The 19,128-nt window shown below is 44.3% G+C and carries 14 protein-coding genes and 6 tRNA genes; 3 read left to right on the top strand and 17 right to left on the bottom strand.

The window, feature by feature from the left end; all coding sequences use genetic code 11:
- Nucleotide 1: 1 nt before the first annotated feature.
- The 9 genes from AC4IFT_RS20725 to nagB form a co-directional block, all read right to left on the bottom strand.
- Nucleotides 2-76, bottom strand: a tRNA-Gln gene (locus tag AC4IFT_RS20725).
- A gap of 12 nt (nt 77-88) precedes the next feature.
- Nucleotides 89-165 (bottom strand) — tRNA-Met (locus AC4IFT_RS20720).
- 50 nt (nt 166-215) lie between these two features.
- Nucleotides 216-290: transfer RNA gene (locus AC4IFT_RS20715), tRNA-Gln, on the bottom strand.
- A 31-nt stretch (nt 291-321) separates the two neighbouring features.
- A tRNA-Gln gene (locus AC4IFT_RS20710) sits at nt 322-396 on the bottom strand.
- A 31-nt stretch (nt 397-427) separates the two neighbouring features.
- A tRNA-Leu gene (locus tag AC4IFT_RS20705) sits at nt 428-512 on the bottom strand.
- Nucleotides 513-519: 7 nt separating this feature from the next.
- A tRNA-Met gene (locus AC4IFT_RS20700) sits at nt 520-596 on the bottom strand.
- A gap of 391 nt (nt 597-987) precedes the next feature.
- Nucleotides 988-2,211: a DNA-binding transcriptional regulator NagC gene (gene nagC, locus AC4IFT_RS20695; protein ID WP_219244317.1), complete on the bottom strand. Its 1,224-nt coding sequence runs from the start codon at nt 2,209-2,211 to the stop codon at nt 988-990.
- A 3-nt stretch (nt 2,212-2,214) separates the two neighbouring features.
- Nucleotides 2,215-3,384 carry an N-acetylglucosamine-6-phosphate deacetylase gene (gene nagA, locus AC4IFT_RS20690; protein ID WP_490737697.1) on the bottom strand — a complete coding sequence of 390 codons (1,170 nt, stop codon included), beginning with the start codon at nt 3,382-3,384 and terminating at the stop codon, nt 2,215-2,217.
- A gap of 76 nt (nt 3,385-3,460) precedes the next feature.
- A complete protein-coding gene (gene nagB, locus AC4IFT_RS20685; protein WP_490752585.1) occupies nt 3,461-4,264 on the bottom strand; it encodes a glucosamine-6-phosphate deaminase in 804 nt (267 codons plus the stop codon).
- A 417-nt stretch (nt 4,265-4,681) separates the two neighbouring features.
- Here nagB and nagE point away from each other — a divergent pair, with 417 nt between their 5' ends.
- Nucleotides 4,682-6,709, top strand: coding sequence for an N-acetylglucosamine-specific PTS transporter subunit IIBC (gene nagE, locus AC4IFT_RS20680; RefSeq protein ID WP_490752583.1), 2,028 nt, complete (start codon nt 4,682-4,684; stop codon nt 6,707-6,709).
- 67 nt (nt 6,710-6,776) lie between these two features.
- On the opposite strand, the gene AC4IFT_RS20675 is transcribed toward nagE, so the two are convergent.
- Nucleotides 6,777-7,271, bottom strand: a complete 495-nt coding sequence (locus tag AC4IFT_RS20675; RefSeq protein ID WP_490752581.1) for a DUF2569 domain-containing protein — start codon at nt 7,269-7,271, stop codon at nt 6,777-6,779.
- 220 nt (nt 7,272-7,491) lie between these two features.
- On the opposite strand from AC4IFT_RS20675, the gene AC4IFT_RS20670 reads away from it, so the two are divergent.
- Both AC4IFT_RS20670 and glnS read left to right on the top strand, forming a co-directional pair.
- Nucleotides 7,492-8,307 (top strand): sulfite exporter TauE/SafE family protein, encoded by an 816-nt coding sequence (locus AC4IFT_RS20670; RefSeq protein ID WP_490752579.1) that lies wholly within the window; start codon nt 7,492-7,494, stop codon nt 8,305-8,307.
- A 159-nt stretch (nt 8,308-8,466) separates the two neighbouring features.
- Nucleotides 8,467-10,134 (top strand): glutamine--tRNA ligase, encoded by a 1,668-nt coding sequence (glnS, locus tag AC4IFT_RS20665; protein ID WP_490737707.1) that lies wholly within the window; start codon nt 8,467-8,469, stop codon nt 10,132-10,134.
- 239 nt (nt 10,135-10,373) lie between these two features.
- Here glnS and AC4IFT_RS20660 read toward each other — a convergent pair whose 3' ends face one another.
- The 7 genes from AC4IFT_RS20660 to kdpF form a co-directional block, all read right to left on the bottom strand.
- Complete coding sequence (locus tag AC4IFT_RS20660; RefSeq protein WP_490752577.1) at nt 10,374-10,769, bottom strand: DUF5329 family protein; 396 nt, start codon at nt 10,767-10,769, stop codon at nt 10,374-10,376.
- 93 nt (nt 10,770-10,862) lie between these two features.
- On the bottom strand, nt 10,863-11,546 hold the full coding sequence (gene kdpE, locus AC4IFT_RS20655) for a two-component system response regulator KdpE (protein WP_490737173.1): 684 nt from the start codon (nt 11,544-11,546) through the stop codon (nt 10,863-10,865).
- 16 nt (nt 11,547-11,562) lie between these two features.
- Nucleotides 11,563-14,250: a two-component system sensor histidine kinase KdpD gene (kdpD, locus tag AC4IFT_RS20650; RefSeq protein ID WP_490752575.1), complete on the bottom strand. Its 2,688-nt coding sequence runs from the start codon at nt 14,248-14,250 to the stop codon at nt 11,563-11,565.
- 11 nt (nt 14,251-14,261) lie between these two features.
- Entirely contained in the window at nt 14,262-14,852 is a 591-nt protein-coding gene (kdpC, locus tag AC4IFT_RS20645; protein WP_490737169.1) for a potassium-transporting ATPase subunit KdpC, read from the bottom strand.
- A gap of 10 nt (nt 14,853-14,862) precedes the next feature.
- Nucleotides 14,863-16,926 (bottom strand): potassium-transporting ATPase subunit KdpB, encoded by a 2,064-nt coding sequence (gene kdpB, locus AC4IFT_RS20640; protein ID WP_490752573.1) that lies wholly within the window; start codon nt 16,924-16,926, stop codon nt 14,863-14,865.
- 13 nt (nt 16,927-16,939) lie between these two features.
- Nucleotides 16,940-18,643 (bottom strand): potassium-transporting ATPase subunit KdpA, encoded by a 1,704-nt coding sequence (gene kdpA, locus AC4IFT_RS20635; protein ID WP_490737165.1) that lies wholly within the window; start codon nt 18,641-18,643, stop codon nt 16,940-16,942.
- Nucleotide 18,644: 1 nt separating this feature from the next.
- Nucleotides 18,645-18,734 (bottom strand): K(+)-transporting ATPase subunit F, encoded by a 90-nt coding sequence (gene kdpF, locus AC4IFT_RS20630; RefSeq protein WP_206085296.1) that lies wholly within the window; start codon nt 18,732-18,734, stop codon nt 18,645-18,647.
- Nucleotides 18,735-19,128 lie beyond the last annotated feature (394 nt).

Genomic DNA, 19,128 nt, shown 5'->3' with positions numbered 1-19,128 from the left:
ATGGCTGGGGTACCAGGATTCGAACCTGGGGATGCCAGGATCAAAACCTGGTGCCTTACCGCTTGGCGATACCCCAACAACAAAGAAATGGTAGCTACGACGGGATTCGAACCTGTGACCCCAACATTATGAGTGTTGTGCTCTAACCAACTGAGCTACATAGCCATTGTTAATTTCTTTAATCGTGAATTTTGCAACGTAGGAAGGGAAGTAGATGGCTGGGGTACCAGGATTCGAACCTGGGAATGCCAGGATCAAAACCTGGTGCCTTACCGCTTGGCGATACCCCATCCGGGAAATTCTACTATTGATGATTTAAGATGGCTGGGGTACCAGGATTCGAACCTGGGGATGCCAGGATCAAAACCTGGTGCCTTACCGCTTGGCGATACCCCAATCTTAAATTCAATACTACCGAGAAGGAAAATGGTGCGGGAGACAAGACTTGAACTTGCACACCTTGCGGCGCCAGAACCTAAATCTGGTGCGTCTACCAATTTCGCCACTCCCGCAAATAAATGGTGGCTATGACGGGATTCGAACCTGTGACCCCAACATTATGAGTGTTGTGCTCTAACCAGCTGAGCTACATAGCCATCTTTTTTTTGCTTAACCTTCATCGGCGTTGCGGGGCGCATTATGCTAATTACAGACCCTACAGTCAACAGCTTTTTGCACTATTTTTCAGAAAATGCGTCTGTTTGTTTGTTGAATAATCATTTTGTCGATAAAGCCAGCAAAAAACAACCCTTGATTTGAAATAAATCTGATTTTGACTGTTAGTCTGTTCAAAAAATAACAGGGAGAAATAACCATATTTTGCGAAATTTGATTTTAAATGAAGCAGAGATTATTTGAGAAAATACACATAGATTTTAAATTGTACAATGCCATGGTGAAGGGCCAGCATATTTTTTGATATTGGGTCTCTCAAAGCAAAAAAGCAGGCCTAAACCTGCTTTTATTCATTCATTGAAGAGAGGAAAATTAATTATCAAACAACTTTTGCAGTAATTCGCCATTAAGCATTGCTCGCTTAGTTAAAGCGAATGCGCCAATCGCCGAATTATGGACTAATTGGGAGGTAACAATCGGTAAGTTCTCACGGAAGCCTTTGAGTGCTTGAGTATCAATACAGCTTTGGATAGCGGGCAGTAAAATTTGCTCAGCTTCTGTAATGTCCCCTGCAATCACCACTTTTTCTGGGTTGAACAAGTTAATGGTAATCGCAACGGCTTTACCAATTTGTCGGCCAACGTGTTGAATAACCTCAGTAGCTAGGGGGTCATTTTTATTTGCAGCTTGGCAAATAGAGGAAATCGTGCAAGTTTCCGCGGTTAGCGTGCTGGAATAACCTTGTTCTAAGCGCTGTTTAACGCGTGCTTCAATGGCTTGGTTAGAGGCAATGGTTTCTAAACAACCAAAATTACCGCAGTGGCACAGTTCACCAAGGGGGTCGACTTGAATGTGGCCAATTTCCCCTAAATTACCGCGATGGTTGAGCAAAATCTCTTTATTGATCACAAGGCCTGCTCCAGCACCTCGGTGAATGCGTACTAATAAAGAGTCTTCACAATCCCGCGTAGCACCAAAATAGCTCTCAGCAAGCGCAAGGCTGCGAATATCGTGCCCAACATAACAGGTGATATTGAAATGTGCTTGCAGGTTATCAATCAGGTGCCAGTTGTCCACTTTGATGTGGGGCATATAGAAAATAATGCCGCGATTTGGATTGACCAAGCCAGGGAGAATTATTGAGATAGCGATCAGTTCTTTGATGCGACGGTGATTTTGCTCGATAAAATCTTCGAGGGCGGCAATCAATTTTTGCTCGACAGCTTCTTGAGAAGGCTCAGAGATAGGGTAGTGGCCATCCACAATCATTTTTCCGCCTAAGTCGTACAATGCGATAGTGGCATCATAGCGGCCTAAACGGACACCAATGGTGTGGAAGTTTTTGTGTTCAGAAACAATGGAGATAGCGCGACGGCCCCCAGTGGAGGCCTGCTGGTCAACTTCTTTAATTAAACCGCGTTCGAGTAGCTGGCGAGTGATCTTCGTGACACTGGCTGGGGCAAGCTGGCTTTGCTCCGCTATTTGAATTCTTGATATCGGACCTTGTTGGTCTATCAAGCTATAGACGACAGCACTATTGAGTTGTTTGACGAGGTCAATATTACCAATTTGCTTTAGCGAGTGGCTTTGATTCATTAGCTAGTTACTCATTTTGTAGACTTCCTTTCCGTTTACGTAAGTCGCGAGAATAGTGAAGTCGTGGTTAAATGCGGTCAAATTCGCAATTTTACCCGGAGCAATTGACCCTAAAGTTTCATCAACTCCGATGGCTCTTGCTGGATAGAGCGTTGCCATTCTAAGTGTTTCATCCAATGCGATACCGACATGTTCTACGCTGTTTCTGACTGCTTCAATCATCGTCAGTGACGAACCGCTGAGTGTGCCATTTTCATCAACACATAATCCATCACGATAGTATATGGTTTTACCTGCGAAGATAAAATGATCCATTTCACCAGTTTGAGGATCAATTCCTGCTGGTGCTGTTGCATCCGTCACTAAAATTAATTTATCACCTTTCAGATGCTTACTGTTTCGAATGTTAGCCCATTGGACATGCAGGCCGTCGGCAATAATGCCTGCATACACTTCTGGTGTATCATAAATGGCGCCAACTAAACCTGGACCGCGGCCTGAAATGTATGGCATCGCATTGAAAAGGTGAGTTGAGAAACGGATACCGGCTTTAAAGCCAAGTTTCGCTTCTTCATAGGTCGCATTTGAATGCCCCGCTGAAATCACAATACCCGCTGCTTTTAATTGGCGAATATAATCGAGGTCGACCATTTCAGGCGCTAAGGTGATTTTTGTGATGGCATCGGCGTGGGAGGCCAAATAATCAATCATTTGAGCGGAAGGCTGGCGAATAAATTCAGGGTTATGAGTCCCTTTTTTGATCACATTAATATAAGGACCTTCTAAATGTAGGCCAAGGGCTTGGTTTTTGTGATCTTTTAAATATTCAGTCATGACGTCAATGCCATGTTTCATCAGATCATCAGAGCAAGTGATCAGCGTTGGTAGGTAGCTAGTGCAACCTGTGCGCTCATTGGCTTTTTGCATGATGTCCAAATTTTTCAACGTGACATTTTCTTTATTGTCATTGAATTGAACACCACCGCAGCCGTTAACTTGCAGATCAATAAAACCAGCAGAGAGAATTGCGCCTTGCAAATCGTGTTGTGGAATATTTGCAGGCAGTTCAGAGACAGGGCAAACCTCTTTGATGATTTCACCATCAACGATGACAGCATGGTTATCCAGTCTTTCATGACCTGTATAAATAATGCAATGAGTTAGTGCATACATGGTTTTAAACTCCTGACCTCTGGAAAAATGGGTCACCGACTAGCCGTCGCCAGTCGGGTGATTGATAAATATAATCTTAGTTAAACTTCTCAATAATTTCAGATTCTAGTTGTTTGAAATATTTGAGGGTTTTGACTTTTAATTCGAGCGTTGCAGGTTCATCACACACAATCAGTGCTTTCGGGTGCATTTGCACGCAGCTCACTGTCCACATATGGTTGATGGAACCTTCTATCGCAGCGTGAACTGCATTCGCTTTATTTGCGCCAGTCGCTAACACCATTAATTCTTCTGCGTCCATGAGTGTGGCAACCCCTACCGTTAACGCAAATTTTGGCACTTGGTTGATATCATTATCAAAGAAGCGTGAGTTTGCTTGGCGTGTTTCTGGCGTTAACGTCTTAATACGGGTACGAGAATTCAGTGATGAACCTGGTTCATTGAAAGCGATATGGCCATCATTTCCTACGCCGCCCATGAACAAATTGATTTTGCCGTAAGATTTAATTTTATCTTCATAACGTTGGCATTCCGCATCAACATCAGGGGCATTACCATTGAGTAAGTTGATGTTTTCAGCTTGAATATCAACATGGTTGAAGAAATTATCATGCATGAATGTGTGGTAGCTTTGTGGATGATTAGCTGGGATGCCAATGTATTCATCCATATTAAACGTCACGACATGTTTAAAGCTCACTTTACCAGCTTGATATAAAGCAATCAGTGCTTTATAGGTTGCAAGTGGGGTACCACCTGTTGGTAAACCGAGAACGAACGGGCGTTCAGCCGTTGGGTTGAATGCGTTGATTTTATCGGCGATATATTGCGCGGACCACGTGCCGACATCATGCGCATTGTTTAATGGGATTAGCCTCATGTTTCAATTACCTCTAATAAGTCTGTGAAATCTTTCATATATATGTGTATCCCTGATGTTATGCATTAGATATAGGAATACTCGTTATACTACAAATTTATTACGCGTTGGTGTTGGTATACAGTGCCGTTTAAATGGTTAGCTCCGCATTTTAAACGCGCTGAGAATATACAGGTTAATGGCCTAAATAAGTTATTTTTAATCATAAAATAAGTTTTCAATAATAGCTACTAATTTAGTCAGATCATGAACTCTTTCGTTGACATTTATCACAAATCGCACCTATTTATTTTGCATCGCGAAACAATTAATTTAGACTATGAAATTGATACTCTCAATAACCTAAATTATGATTTAGGTGTGTGAACAAGAAGATCCCGTAAATGGGGCAAAAATAGGGCGATAAAGGGGGAGTTTGTGAATATTCTTAGCTACTTACAGCGGATTGGTAGGGCACTTATGGTGCCAGTTGCTGTACTACCAGCCGCAGCAATCCTAATGGGGATTGGCTATTGGATTGACCCAGATGGTTGGGGCGCTAATAGTGCAATCGCGGCGTTACTGATTAAATCCGGTGCGGCTATTATTGATAATATGTCCGTGCTATTTGCAATTGGTGTTGCGTATGGGATGTCTAAAGATAAGGATGGTGCTGCGGCACTGACCGGTTTTGTCGGCTTCTTAGTGGTGACAACACTGTGTTCTCCTGCATCTTATTCCATGATTATGAATGTTCCTCTGGAAACTGTTCCAGCGGCATTCGGTAAAATTAATAACCAGTTCGTGGGTATCTTAGTTGGGGTACTTTCTGCTGAATTATACAACCGCTACAGTGGTGTTGAATTGCCAAAAGCGTTGTCATTCTTTAGTGGCCGTCGCCTTGTTCCGATTTTAACCTCATTCTTGATGATCATCTTAGCCTTCGTACTGATGTACGTCTGGCCAGTGGTGTATAACGGTTTAGTGTCTTTCGGTGAAAGCATTAAAGATTTAGGTTCTGTCGGTGCGGGTATCTACGCATTCTTTAACCGCTTGTTAATTCCTGTTGGCTTGCACCATGCACTGAACTCGGTGTTCTGGTTTGACGTTGCGGGCATCAATGATATTCCAAACTTCCTTGGTGGGGCTAAATCTATTGAAGCAGGCCTAGCAACGGTTGGTATCACCGGTCGTTACCAAGCTGGTTTCTTCCCAATCATGATGTTTGGTCTACCGGGTGCAGCACTGGCGATTTACCACTGTGCACGCCCTGAAAACAAAGCCAAAGTGGCGGGTATCATGATTGCGGGTGCATTTGCTGCATTCTTCACTGGTATCACTGAACCGCTTGAATTCTCATTCATGTTCGTAGCACCAATCCTGTATGTTATCCACGCACTGTTGACTGGTATTTCTGTGTATATCGCCGCAACAATGGAGTGGATTTCAGGCTTCGGCTTCAGCGCAGGTTTAGTGGATATGCTGCTGCAATCACGTAACCCATTAGCTGTTCAATGGTATATGCTGATTGTTCAAGGCTTAGTCTTCTTCTGCATTTACTACGTGATCTTCCGCTTCATGATCCGCAAATTCAACCTGTTAACCCCAGGTCGTGAAGAAAGCGCGGGCGATGAAACCATTGATGGTTACGATGAAAGCCTTAGCCCTGCCAATACCACGGATAGCGATATCCAAAAAGAAGCACGCCAATATGTTTCTGCGGTAGGCGGTAGCGATAATATTGTCAGTATCGATGCATGTATCACGCGTTTACGTTTAACAGTCAAAGACACCGCAATTGTTAACGACGCGATGACAAAACGTCTTGGTGCTTCTGGTGTGATTCGCCTGAACAAACAAAACGTGCAAGTGATAGTAGGAACCCGTGCTGAATTGGTTGCTAAAGCAATGACGGAAGTGATTGCGAAAGGGCCGATTGCGGGGACTGCGCCAGTTGCAGCTGCGGAAGAGAAAAAAGCAGCCGAGCCAGCGAAAGCGAAAGGCAATGCAATTTTATCCCTTGTTGCGCCAGTCAGTGGACAAGTCTATTCCCTCGATGATGTACCAGATGAAGCGTTCTCTAGCCGCATTGTGGGCGATGGTATTGCCATCAAACCAACCAGCAATGAAGTGTTAGCTCCTGCATCGGGTACCGTGGTGAAAATTTTCGAAACTAACCATGCATTCTGCCTTGAAACTGAAAATGGCGTAGAGCTCATTGTTCATATGGGGATCGATACCGTTGCGCTGAAAGGCGAAGGTTGTGCGCGTTTAGTGGAAGAAGGTGCAGAAGTCACTGCGGGTACACCAATCTTGAAATTAGACTTAGATTTCCTTGAAGCCAATGCTAAATCGATGATCAGCCCAGTTATCATCAGTAATATCGATGATTTCGCAGGTGTCGAGATTTTAGTTGATGGTGAAGTGAAAGCAGGCGAAACCGTTATTTATAATGTACTGAAATAATGCATTAAGCCTGATTTAAGTTTGTGATGATGCCAGCCGATAAAAAGGCTGGCATTTTTTATGGTAGTTATCGAGTAAAAACTTGCGAGATACGGTCGGATTTAATGAAATAACCAATCCACAGCGCGGCACTGAATGTGCTCATGAGTATTTGCTGGTAATCTGTATTGGTTAATTTAGCGCCATAAATTATGGCGATAAAAACGGTAAAATACAGCGTTACGATGAGCGCAAAAATGTAGTAGGAAATCATCACCCATTTAGTCGCTTTTTTCTTATTAAAGAAAAACCAACAAGCGACGAGTGTGATAATGATATAGACAAGTTGTAGCACAATAGCGCCAAGGTAAAATGCAGGAACACCCTGCGTATTTTCGGCATAATAGTTGACAACTTGGACTAATTGGTATGCTCCAAAGATAGACAAAAATGCGGTAATAATTAGCCCTAAAGCTGGCAGATAAAGTACGCCATTAATTTTATGGACTTCCAACTGTTCGCATTCATGACACCAACCAGACTCTTTATTCGCTTCGCGCTCATTACAGTTAATACATTTCATTGGCTTACCCAGCTGTGAATTTTTAGATTTAACTATTATCGGGATATTTTTTGAATAAATGAATTCTTAGTGGCACATTTATTTCACTTAGTTGGTTTAGTCATGTAGGAAATAAGTTAACAATGTTGGCGAAATCTCAAAGCAGGTTGTCGAATCTGCATAAGCAAGGCGGCTTACGCATCGATAAGATATTTTCTCAATGACTGATGAGGAATTTTCTGTGGAACTGCTTCTTTGCTTATTTGGTTTTATTTCGGGGATCACAACCGCGTTATTTGGTTTTGGCGGTGGGTTTATCACGGTTCCACTGTTGTATGCGTTAATTACCTTGGTGTGGGGGCCTCAAAGCGATGCAAGCGCAGTGGCGATGCAAGTTGCAGTGGCAACATCTACGTGTGTGATGATTTTTTCATCAACCCTATCGAGCCGTGCTCATTATCTAAAAGGTAACCTTAGCTGGCCAATTATCAAGCCGTTTATTATTCCCATTTCAATGGGTGGAATACTGGGGGCTATTGTTGCGTTATCAGTAGATAGCGGGTTGATCCGCTGGATATTTATTGCCTATTTAATTATCACGATATTGGATTGCTTTATTCGCCCCGGTTTTATGCAAACGGGGTCGGAAGGGATTAAGGCTTCTCGTGGGGGCATTTTTGCGGATACTCCGATTGGTGTGGTAATAGGTGCGGTGGCAGCATTTTTAGGCGTGGGGGGCAGTGTGATGACTGTTCCACTGATGCGACGCCGCGGTGCCAGTATGATCCAAGCGGCGGCGTTTGCTAACCCATTAACGCTACCGATGGCAATCACAGGGACATTAACTTACTTTTATTTTGCTATTGAAAAACACGTTGACCTCGGCGCGGGTTTCCTTGGCATGATTTACCTCAAAGGCGCGTTGATTCTGATTGCAGCTTCTTGGTTGGGGATCCGTTTTGCTTCATTATTAATGCCTTACCTTAGCGATAAGCGGCATGCACAAAGCTACCCATTGCTGTTGTTAGTGGTGTTAACTGTGATGTTATTGACTTAGAAAGGGTAGACAAATGCCTATTTTTTGTTGTGTTCGCCTCTTTGGTATAGCTTTTATTGGCTAAGTACAATCAAACGGTTGTTTCCTGACGGATTATGGTAGAATATATCTGGTTACTAACCGCTTTTAGCGCGCTTTTGGCATTGAGGAATGATGACAATGAATGAGGCAGATGCTCGCCCAACAAATTTTATCCGTCAGATCATAGATGAAGATCTGGCGAGCGGAAAACACACGTCGGTCCATACCCGTTTTCCACCAGAACCGAATGGCTATTTACACATCGGCCACGCGAAATCAATCTGCTTGAACTTTGGCATTGCAAAGGACTATCAGGGACAGTGCAATTTACGTTTTGACGACACCAACCCGGTTAAAGAAGACGTCGAATACGTTAACTCAATCCAAGAAGACGTCAAATGGTTAGGTTTTGAGTGGACGGGCAATGTTCGTTACTCTTCTGACTATTTTGATACTTTATATCAATATGCAATTGAGCTGATTAAAAAAGGCTTAGCTTACGTTGATGAGCTAAGTGCAGACGAAATTCGTGAATACCGCGGCACATTAAAAGAGCCGGGTAAAAATAGCCCTTACCGTGAACGCCTAATCGAAGACAACCTCACATTATTTGAAAAAATGCGTGATGGTGGCTTTGAAGAAGGTAAAGCGTGCTTACGTGCGAAAATCGACATGGCATCACCATTTATGGTTATGCGTGATCCGGTTTTATATCGTATTAAATTTGCAGAGCATCACCAGTCTGGCAATAAGTGGTGCATTTACCCAATGTATGACTTCACGCATTGTATTTCTGATGCGCTAGAAGGGATCACGCACTCTTTATGTACACTGGAATTCCAAGATAACCGTCGTTTATATGACTGGGTGTTGGATAACATCACGATTGATTGCCATCCGCGTCAGTACGAGTTTTCTCGTCTGAATCTGGAATACACCGTGATGTCTAAGCGTAAGCTGAACCAATTAGTGACAGAAAAACACGTTAACGGTTGGGATGACCCACGTATGTTAACCATTTCTGGCTTACGTCGTCGTGGTTATACCGCAGCATCTATCCGTGAATTCTGCCAACGTATTGGTGTGACAAAGCAAGATAATAACGTTGAAATGGCATCATTAGAGTCGTGCATTCGTGATGACCTGAACGTATCAGCACCGCGCGCTATGGCAGTGATTGACCCAGTGCGTGTGGTGATTGAAAACATGCCAGCGGGCGAAGAAATCTTAACAGCGCCAAACCACCCAAATAACCCTGAGATGGGCACGCGTAAAGTACCGTTTAGCAATGAAATTTATATTGACCGCGCGGATTTCCGTGAAGAAGCAAACCGTCAATTTAAACGTTTAGTGTTAGGTAAAGAAGTGCGCTTACGCAATGCGTATATCATCAAAGCTGAACGTGTGGAAAAAGATGCTGATGGCAACATCACAACCATTTTCTGTACGTATGATGCAGGTACACTGAACAAAGACCCAGCCGATGGCCGTAAAGTGAAAGGCGTTATTCACTGGGTGAGCGTACAGCATGCACTGCCAGCAGAAATTCGCCTGTATGACCGTCTGTTTACTGTGCCAAATCCGGGCGCAGAAGATGATTTCTTATCGGTGATTAACCCAGAATCGTTAGTTGTTCGCCAAGGCTTTGTTGAGCCGAGCTTGAAAGATGCGGTTGCAGAGAAAGCGTATCAGTTTGAGCGTGAAGGGTATTTCTGTGCGGATAATAAGTTAAGCACTCCTGATCATTTGGTGTTTAATAGGACTGTGGGGTTGCGAGATACTTGGGCGAAAATCGAAAACGCTTAATTTGATGTCCCCGTCATACTTTGCACCACAGGGGTGTTGGCTTCATTAAGTTACCCGAGTCACATACTTATGTATGCTCACGGGATAACTTAATTTGCCGCCTACCTGTGGCACAAATTATTTAGGGGACGTGCGGAGTGAAGCCTCTCGTGAGCTGCTACAAATGGCTGCTCAGGAAAACTAAAAAGCCGACAGTTAAATGTCGGCTTTTTTTATGGGAGTTTACAGACTGACAAAACTTATTCGGATTTGCTATCTACTTTGTCTTTCAATAAATCATGTAAATATTGATTGGCGGGGAGCACATTACCTTGGGCATCTTTAACTTGGTAAATTTCGCCGGTAATGGATGATTTTGAGGCAACATTATCAATAAACTGCTCGGTGGTGTTTAGGCGTTTTTCTGTTTTGCGTAATTTTAAACGTAAATGGGATTCTGCATCGGCCGCGTTGTGTTCTGTGCCGTTGCGGGTAAATGTTAAGTTTTGTTGCTTGCCAAGCTCTGTGAGTAAAGACTCAGTGCGCGCTTTTTCTTCTGGGCTTAAAGCGAGCGCTTGAGTTGTTACAAAAATTCCTAAAAAAAGAACTAAGGCAGATGAAAAACGGTTCGATAGTTGGGTTGTTAATGATTGCACGAATTTCTCTCCATAGAAAATAATGGGGAAATTATAGCCAGCCAAAGGTTTTAAACTAGCGGAAAGATTCTGAGAATTCGATGCAAAATTGGCTTATGGCATAAACCGATAGCCAATGCCTGTTTCCGTTAATAAATGAACCGGGCGAGTTGGGTCATTTTCCAATTTCTGCCGTAAGTGACCCATATAAATCCGCAAATAATGGTTATGCTCAATATAGCTTGGTCCCCATACTTGCAATAATAAATGGCGTTGAGTCAATACCTTACCGCTATTAGCAACTAATTCGCTAAGTAAACGAAACTCGATAGGCGTGAGGTGTAACTCTTCATTTTGCTTAGTGACAACCCGGTTAATGAAATCGACAGTAATATCACCAAATTGAAATTGTGAGCTTTCTTGACCTACTTTACCAAAACGGCGCAATGCTACACGAACTCGCGCTAGTAATTCACTGATACCAAAAGGCTTTGTTAGGTAGTCATCCGCGCCTGCATCAAGTGCCGCAACTTTTTGTGATTCTTCTTCGCGAGCAGATAAAACAATAATGGGGATACTGCTCCATTTTCGTAAATCACGAATTAAATCAAGGCCATCACCGTCAGGCAGCCCGAGGTCTAAAATCAGTAAATCCGGTTGCCTTGTGCCCGCTTCAATCAACCCCCGTTGGCAATTCTCAGCCTCGAAAACTTTCCAGCCTTCACCCTCCAATGCAAGTCGGACAAAGCGGCGAATTTCTTTTTCATCTTCAACAATCAGGATTTGATGGCTGCTCACAATCGGGTAATGTCTCCTAAACTTCAGCTTCAATATCAGGGAGTTGCTTTAAAGGTAAAACAAAGTGGAAGCTAGCTCCACCTTTATTATTATTTTGCGCCCAAATTTCCCCTTCGTGTAATTGAATGATTGCACGGCAGATAGCTAGGCCAAGGCCAACTCCGGGGATTGCGGACTCTTTTTGAGCACGGGAAAATTTATCAAAAATTGTTTTTTCTTGCCCATCAGGAATAGCGTTACTGGCATCCCACACTTCAATATGAATTTTCTGCCCTTCAACACGGCCATTGATGCCAATGGGGGTATCTTCATGGCTATATTTTACGGCATTTTCCAATAAATTAATCAATACACGCTCAATTAACATGGCATCGCAATATAACAGCAAATCAGCGGGAATATTAATCTCTAATGGGTGGCTGTGTAACGTGTAATCTAATGTTCTGACTGCGCTGCTGGTTATTTCTTGCAACGATTCCCATGCAAGGTTGGGCTGAATACTGCCTGATTGTAAACGCGCCATATCGAGCAAATTATTCACTAAACGTGACGTGCTAAGCACTTGTTGGCGCATTTGGTTAACTTGTGCGGTCAGAGGGGAATTTTCTGCGGATAAATTCAGCATCAAAATTTCTGTTTGCCCAAATAAAACCGTTAGCGGCGTTTTTAAATCGTGAGAAAGTGCGGCTAGCAAGGAGTTACGCAGCTGCTCGCGTTCAATATCTAATTTGGCGGACTCAGCTTGTTTTGTTAGCTGTAAACGCGAAAGGGCGCTGGCGATCAACCCTGTAAATGTCTGCAACATGCGCTGTTGTTCTGGGATCATCAACTGGCGCAAGTTACGGGGCTCGATGGCTAAGACGGCTAAGGTTTGATCTACCGTTGTGATCGGTTGCAATTGATAAGGCACACTTGGTAGGGTATCTGTTCCTGCTCCTGCGGGCTGACGCTTATCAAAACTCCATTTGGCGATGGCTTTATCAATTTGCATCGGTGTATGCCCATCACATAACAGTGGGAGTAAATCCCCATTTTCATCGGGGACTAATAAACAGCTTTTAGCTTGAAATGCATTATTAAGGAAGTGATAACCAGTTTTGCCGATATCTTGCGTATTGAGTGCTTGCCCTAATTCTTTCGTCATTTCATAGAGATGACGCGTTCGTTGTTCTCGATAGCGAGCAATTCTCGCTTGGTAGCGCATGCCAGCGGTTAGGTTCCCCACAACGACGCCAACAATCAGCATCACGGTAAAGGTTACTAAGTACTGCATGTCCATGATAGCAAGGGAAAAATGGGGTTGGACAAAAAACAGGTCGAAGCTAATAACGTTAACAAGCGCGGCAAAGACAGAAGGGCGACGCCCATAAAATAGGGCAATCAGCACCACACCTAATAAATAGAGTGTTACGAGATTTGCCTTGTCTAAGGCGAGTAAAAATGTTCTAGAAAATAAGGTGATAGCGGCGCACATTACAATCGCCATCAAGTAACCGTTTAAATCGGAACGCCATTTTTCAGAAAATGGTTTTCTTTCAGGTTCTTTATCCCAATCACTTTTTTCTTCAAGTGCAACAATCACTAAATCCAAATCGGGTCCTAATTTCCCTAAACGGTCGGCAAAGCCAGGGCGGAAATTAAGTTTGGGCCATTTACGATGTTTATCGCGTCGACCAATTAATATTTTGCCTAAATTATGCTCTCGTGCATAACGGAGTATGGCTTTTTCTTCCGAAGGGTCGGATAAGGTGGCAGTTTCGGCCCCTAAATCTTGGGCAAGGCGCAGTGCTTTGAGTACGGCGCGACGTTGGGATTCAGGGAGCTGGTGGAGCGTGGGGGTCTCGACATAGACCGCATGCCATACACTGCCAAACTTTGCAGCAAGCCGTGCAGCGGCACGCACCAATTTTTCATTGCCCATATTATGGCCGATACACAATAAAAGTCCGTCACGGGTATGCCAAACAGGGGCTTCCCCTTTGCCGTCACGAAACTCTCGCATTTGGTCATCAACGCGATCAGCGGTGCGGCGCAAAGCCAGCTCTCGAAGTGCGATTAAGTTTCCTTTGCGGAAAAAGTGCTCAATGGCGCGCTCGGCTTGTCCCGGAATATACACTTTGCCTTCTTTCAGGCGCTGGCGTAAATCGTCAGGGGGCAGGTCCACTAACACTACTTCATTGGCAGCATCAAAAATATGATCAGGAACCGTTTCGCGAACACGAATACCCGTAATACTTCCCACGATATCATTCAAGCTTTCAATATGTTGAACGTTAATGGTGGTGAGTACGTCGATGCCTGCATCTAATAGCTCCTCAACGTCTTGCCAGCGTTTTGGGTGACGGCTGCCTGTTGGGTTGCTAAATGCTAACTCATCCATGAGTATGATGGCTGGGTGTCGCGCAATTGCCGCGTCAATATCAAATGCATTTAAACGGCGACCGCGGTGCTGTAATTTTCGGTGTGGCAACACCGATAGCCCGTCCAATAAGGCCGCAGTTTCTTCCCTTTCATGGGTTTCCACCACACCAATAAGGACATCTAACCCTTGTGAACGTAAGCGTTGAGCTTCTTGTAGCATGGCGTAGGTTTTCCCGACACCCGCACAGGCGCCGAAAAAGATTTTTAATTTACCGCGGCCATCTTCATTGGCTTTTACCAATAAATCATCAGGGTTTGGGCGAGCAGGTTCCTGATTTTTCATAACTCACCTTATTAACGTTGGCTATTCATCTGCTGCATATATTCATCAAGTGCCAAATTCAGTTGTAGCACATTCACAACGGGTTCGCCTAAAAAGGGCAGTAAGGCCGTTTCTGTTTGCGCCGTAATTAATGATTTTACGGCTTCTAATGAAATTTGTCTGTTTTTGGCAATACGCGGCGCTTGGTAAATAGCAGCATCAACCGAAATATTTGGATCAAGCCCGCTGGCTGAAGCGGTGAGTAAATCAACAGGAATGGCATTCCCTGCATCTGGGTTCTGAGCACGCAGCAGTTTACTACGTTCTGCCATCGTTTGTTGTAACACGGGGTTACTGACAGCAAGGTTGCTTCCCCCTGAAGCGAGTGGGTTGTATGGTGTTTCCGCGGTTGCGGAAGGACGACCGTGGAAATACCCTTCACTTTGCACATTTTGTCCAATCAATTTGGAACCGACAATATGTGCATCCCGTGTGACTAAAGAGCCTTTTGCTTGCCATGGAAAAAAAGCATTGGCGAGGCCCGTGACCATTAAGGGGTAGGCTATCCCTGTTAACAGAGTTAATACCAATAACATGACAATAGATGAACGGATCATGTTCATAATCAATTCCTTAAATACCAAACAAGCTAATAAACATATCGATCAATTTGATCCCCACGAATGGCACTATCAAGCCACCTAAACCATATAAGCCTAAGTTCCGTTGCAAAAGTGATTGGGAACTCATGGGGCGATAATTCACACCTTTAAGTGCCAATGGGATTAAAAAGACAATAATCAGTGCATTGAATATCACCGCAGAAAGTAAGGCGGATGCAGGTGAATGCAAGTGCATGACATTTAACGCGTTTAGTTGCGGCCATGTCACTGCAAAAGCTGCGGGGATAATGGCAAAATATTTGGCGATATCATTTGCGATACTGAAGGTAGTTAGTGAACCACGGGTCATTAGCATCTGCTTACCAATGTGCACAACTTCAATGAGCTTGGTTGGGTTTGAGTCTAAATCCACCATGTTCCCTGCTTCTTTTGCGGCTTGCGTGCCCGAGTTCATCGCAACAGCAACGTCAGCTTGGGCGAGCGCAGGCGCATCATTGGTCCCGTCGCCAGTCATAGCGACTAACCGGCCTTCAGATTGGTATTGGCGAATAAGCGCTAATTTCGCTTCTGGGGTTGCTTCGGCAAGGAAATCATCGACACCCGCTTCCGCCGCGATGGCTGCGGCAGTTAAGTGGTTGTCCCCCGTAATCATCACCGTTTTGATCCCCATGCTGCGCATTTGGGCAAAGCGTTCTTTCATCCCACCTTTGACGATGTCTTTTAGTGCGACGACACCTAAAACAGCTTGGTCATCAACAACCACTAAAGGCGTTCCCCCTAAATGGGCAACTTTTTCCACAAGTTTATCCGCTTCTTCGGGGAATTTTTGATGATTCGCTTCAACGTAGCGGCGAATAGCATCGGCAGAACCTTTGCGGATCATGCGTTCACCGACGTTAACGCCACTCATACGGGTCATCGCGGAGAATGGCACGAAAGTAGCATTCATTCCGTGAATGTCTCTTTCACGTAAATTGAATTTTTGTTTCGCGAGCACGACGATACTGCGCCCTTCAGGGGTTTCATCGGCAAGAGAAGAGAGCTGCGCTGCATCCGCCAGCTGTTCTTCAGTCACGCCCGTTAACGGCAGAAACTCAGAGGCTTGGCGGTTTCCTAAAGTGATGGTACCCGTTTTATCGAGCAACAAAACATCCACATCGCCCGCGGCTTCGACCGCTCGCCCGCTGGTGGCAATCACATTCGCACCTAACATGCGGCTCATTCCTGCCACACCAATGGAAGAAAGTAACCCGCCAATTGTGGTTGGAATTAAACAAATGAGTAATGCAATCAACACTAATATAGAAACTGCACTGCCTGCCCCTGCATACTCTGCGGCAAATACCGTAAATGGATACAAGGTTGCACAAACTAATACAAAGATAATGGTGAGTGCCGTTAACAAAATAGTTAAGGCGATTTCGTTCGGTGTTTTACGGCGCTGTGCACCTTCGACCATGGAGATCATGCGGTCTAGGAATGTCTCACCGGGGTTCACAGTACATTCAACAATCAACCAGTCAGACAGCACACGCGTCCCGCCTGTTACAGAGGAAAAGTCACCGCCAGATTCACGGATCACCGGAGCCGATTCCCCTGTGATCGCGCTTTCATCCACAGATGCACCGCCTTCGATAACTTCGCCATCGCAAGGAACGGTCTCCCCTGCACGGATCAGGACAATGTCCCCTTTGCGCAGTTGATCAGAGCTGACAATTTCTTGTGTTGCGTCCAATGAAGCCGCAGCAAGTCGTGTGGCATTACTTTGCTGTTTTACCCCTTTCAAACTTTGCGCTTGCGCTTTACTACGGCCTTCAGCTAAAGCTTCCGCAAAGTTGGCGAACAGTACGGTAAACCATAGCCACAGAGTGACCATTCCGCTAAACCATGCACTTCCTTCCGTTAAACCCGCAACCATCGCCGCCCATAATAAGGTGGTAATAAGGCTACCGATGTACACCACAAACATGACGGGGTTACGCCATTGCGCCTGCGGTGTGCATTTTTTCATAGCATCAAGAATCGATTGTTTGATGAGTTTTTTATCAAATAAAGGTGTTTTTTGCTTTTTCATTTTTTTCCCCTGATTATCCCGCAAAACCAATTTGTAGCTGCTCAGCAATTGGACCTAGTGCCAGTGCAGGGACAAAAGTCAGTGCGCCAATAAGGAGGACTGTAAAGATTAATAAGCCAATAAAGAGTGGGCCAGAGGTCGGCAATGTTGCCTGACTTTGTGCTTGGGATTTTTTGAGTGCCATCGAACCCGCGATAGCAAGTACAGGCAAGATGACACCAAAGCGCCCAACAAACATAGCGATAGCAAGTAGCACATTGTAGAACGGGGTGTTGGCACTGAGTCCTGCAAAAGCGCTACCATTGTTATTGGCCGCCGATGAAAAAGCGTATAACACTTCGCTAAAACCGTGGGCTCCTGGGTTTAAAATACCTGCACGTCCTGCATCGGTCATTAAGGCAATAGTTGTACCCAGTAGCACTAAGGTTGGTGTCACTAAAATTGCCAGTGCAACCATCTTCATTTCACGGACTTCAATTTTTTTCCCTAAGTACTCAGGGGTACGGCCAATCATCAGCCCGGCTAGGAAGACAGCCAGTAGAACAAACAGCAACATGCCATATAAACCTGAACCGACACCGCCGAAAACGACTTCACCAATCTGCATTAACCACATTGGTACCATCCCGCCCATTGCGGTAAAGGAATCATGCATCCCATTGACGGCACCACAGGAGGCCGCGGTGGTGACAACGGCATATAAAGCAGAAGAAAGAATACCAAAGCGGCTTTCTTTACCTTCCATATTAGCGCTACTGCTTGCATGCAGTTCACTTAAGAAGGGGTTGCCGACGTACTCAGCTTTAATGACGACAATGGCGGCGATAACAAAAATAATTCCCATGACCCACAACAAGGTATGTCCTTGTTTGTTATCACCCACAGAGCGACCGAAAGCAAAACACAGCGCAGTAGGAATTAAGAATATTGCCAGCATCTGAACAAAGTTACTTAGTGCCGTTGGGTTTTCAAATGGGTGCGAAGAGTTTGAGCCAAAGAAGCCGCCGCCATTGGTTCCCAGCAATTTGATTGCTTCTTGGGATGCCACAGGGCCCATTGGCAACAGTTGTGTTGTGTTATCTAAATTGTCAACTAAGAGGTAGTCAGAAAAGTTTTGAATTACCCCTTGGCTGACAAAAAATAACGCAACGACAATAGCGAGAGGGAACAATAAATAAAAGGTGATACGGTAGATATCGACCCATGCATTGCCCAGTGTTTTACTGCCATGAAGTGAGAAAGCACGGATCAAGGCAAAAACCACGGCAATACCCGTTGAGGCTGAAAGAAAATTTTGCACGGTTAAGCCAGCCATTTGGCTTAAATAGCTTAGGGTGTTTTCGCCACTATAGGATTGCCAGTTGGTATTTGCGACGAAGCTTATCGCAGTATTAAAGGCTAAATCCCAACTCATACCCGCAAAGTGCTGTGGATTGAGTGGCAAGCTACCCTGAAATATTAAAATGGCGAACAACAAAACAAAACCCAGCACATTGAATAACACAATGGCTAAAGCATATTGTCGCCAATTCATTTCGACAGCTGATTTTCCGGGCTGTTTAATACCCGCTAAACGCCAAAGTAATGACTCGCTTGCCATCAAAGGGCGAGGGATATCGCCGTCAATAAGGCGTGCAATCCCATTTCCTAATGGTTTAGCCAAGATAAGTAAGACCAGTAGAAAACTGCCAATCAGTAAAAATGAGGTGGTGGCCATATCAGAAATCCTCCGCGTTAAGCAGGGCGTAAATCAGATAAACCAGCAGTAGAACAACGAGAACTGCCCCAAAAATGGAAAGTAATGACACAGTGTTTTCTCCTTATTATTTCCATGACATAAGGGTAGAGAGTTCGTTGTAAAGAAGCTGATAAAAAGATAGGGCCGGGTGTAAAAAAAGTATAAAAATGCGTATTTTTTCAGCAAGAGAGAAGTTAAAGAGGCGCATTTAGCACGAGATGTACGAATACTTAAAATATAGTTTGTTATTTAAATGTTGTAAAATTGTGTGTTTAAAACAAGTTTTGGTTAAATTTTGTAGTAAAAATACAGAATGATAAGAAATTATTAGTAATACCTTAATTTTAGTGGTCAGATGAGTAGTTTTATTACACAATTTGCGCTATTCTATATTCAGTTAATTAATTATCATATTATCTGTTCGGTTTTAGTCGCTCTGTGGAATAGCTGTATTTGGGGAGTTT

It is taken from the genome of Providencia sp. UF-183, from assembly GCF_058246155.1.
The sequence above is the reverse complement of the archived record's forward strand: the minus strand, read 5'-3'. Positions and strand labels throughout refer to the sequence as shown.

Excerpts from the sequence above, each read along its gene's own strand:
- nagC (WP_219244317.1), bottom strand. The coding sequence starts at position 2,211 with ATGAATCAAAGCCACTCGCTAAAGCAAATTGGTAATATTGACCTCGTC.
- nagA (WP_490737697.1), bottom strand. The coding sequence starts at position 3,384 with ATGTATGCACTAACTCATTGCATTATTTATACAGGTCATGAAAGACTG.
- nagB (WP_490752585.1), bottom strand. The coding sequence starts at position 4,264 with ATGAGGCTAATCCCATTAAACAATGCGCATGATGTCGGCACGTGGTCC.
- AC4IFT_RS20675 (WP_490752581.1), bottom strand. The coding sequence starts at position 7,271 with ATGAAATGTATTAACTGTAATGAGCGCGAAGCGAATAAAGAGTCTGGT.
- glnS (WP_490737707.1), top strand. The coding sequence starts at position 8,467 with ATGAATGAGGCAGATGCTCGCCCAACAAATTTTATCCGTCAGATCATA.
- kdpD (WP_490752575.1), bottom strand. The coding sequence starts at position 14,250 with ATGAAAAATCAGGAACCTGCTCGCCCAAACCCTGATGATTTATTGGTA.
- kdpC (WP_490737169.1), bottom strand. The coding sequence starts at position 14,852 with ATGAACATGATCCGTTCATCTATTGTCATGTTATTGGTATTAACTCTG.
- kdpB (WP_490752573.1), bottom strand. The coding sequence starts at position 16,926 with ATGAAAAAGCAAAAAACACCTTTATTTGATAAAAAACTCATCAAACAA.
- kdpA (WP_490737165.1), bottom strand. The coding sequence starts at position 18,643 with ATGGCCACCACCTCATTTTTACTGATTGGCAGTTTTCTACTGGTCTTA.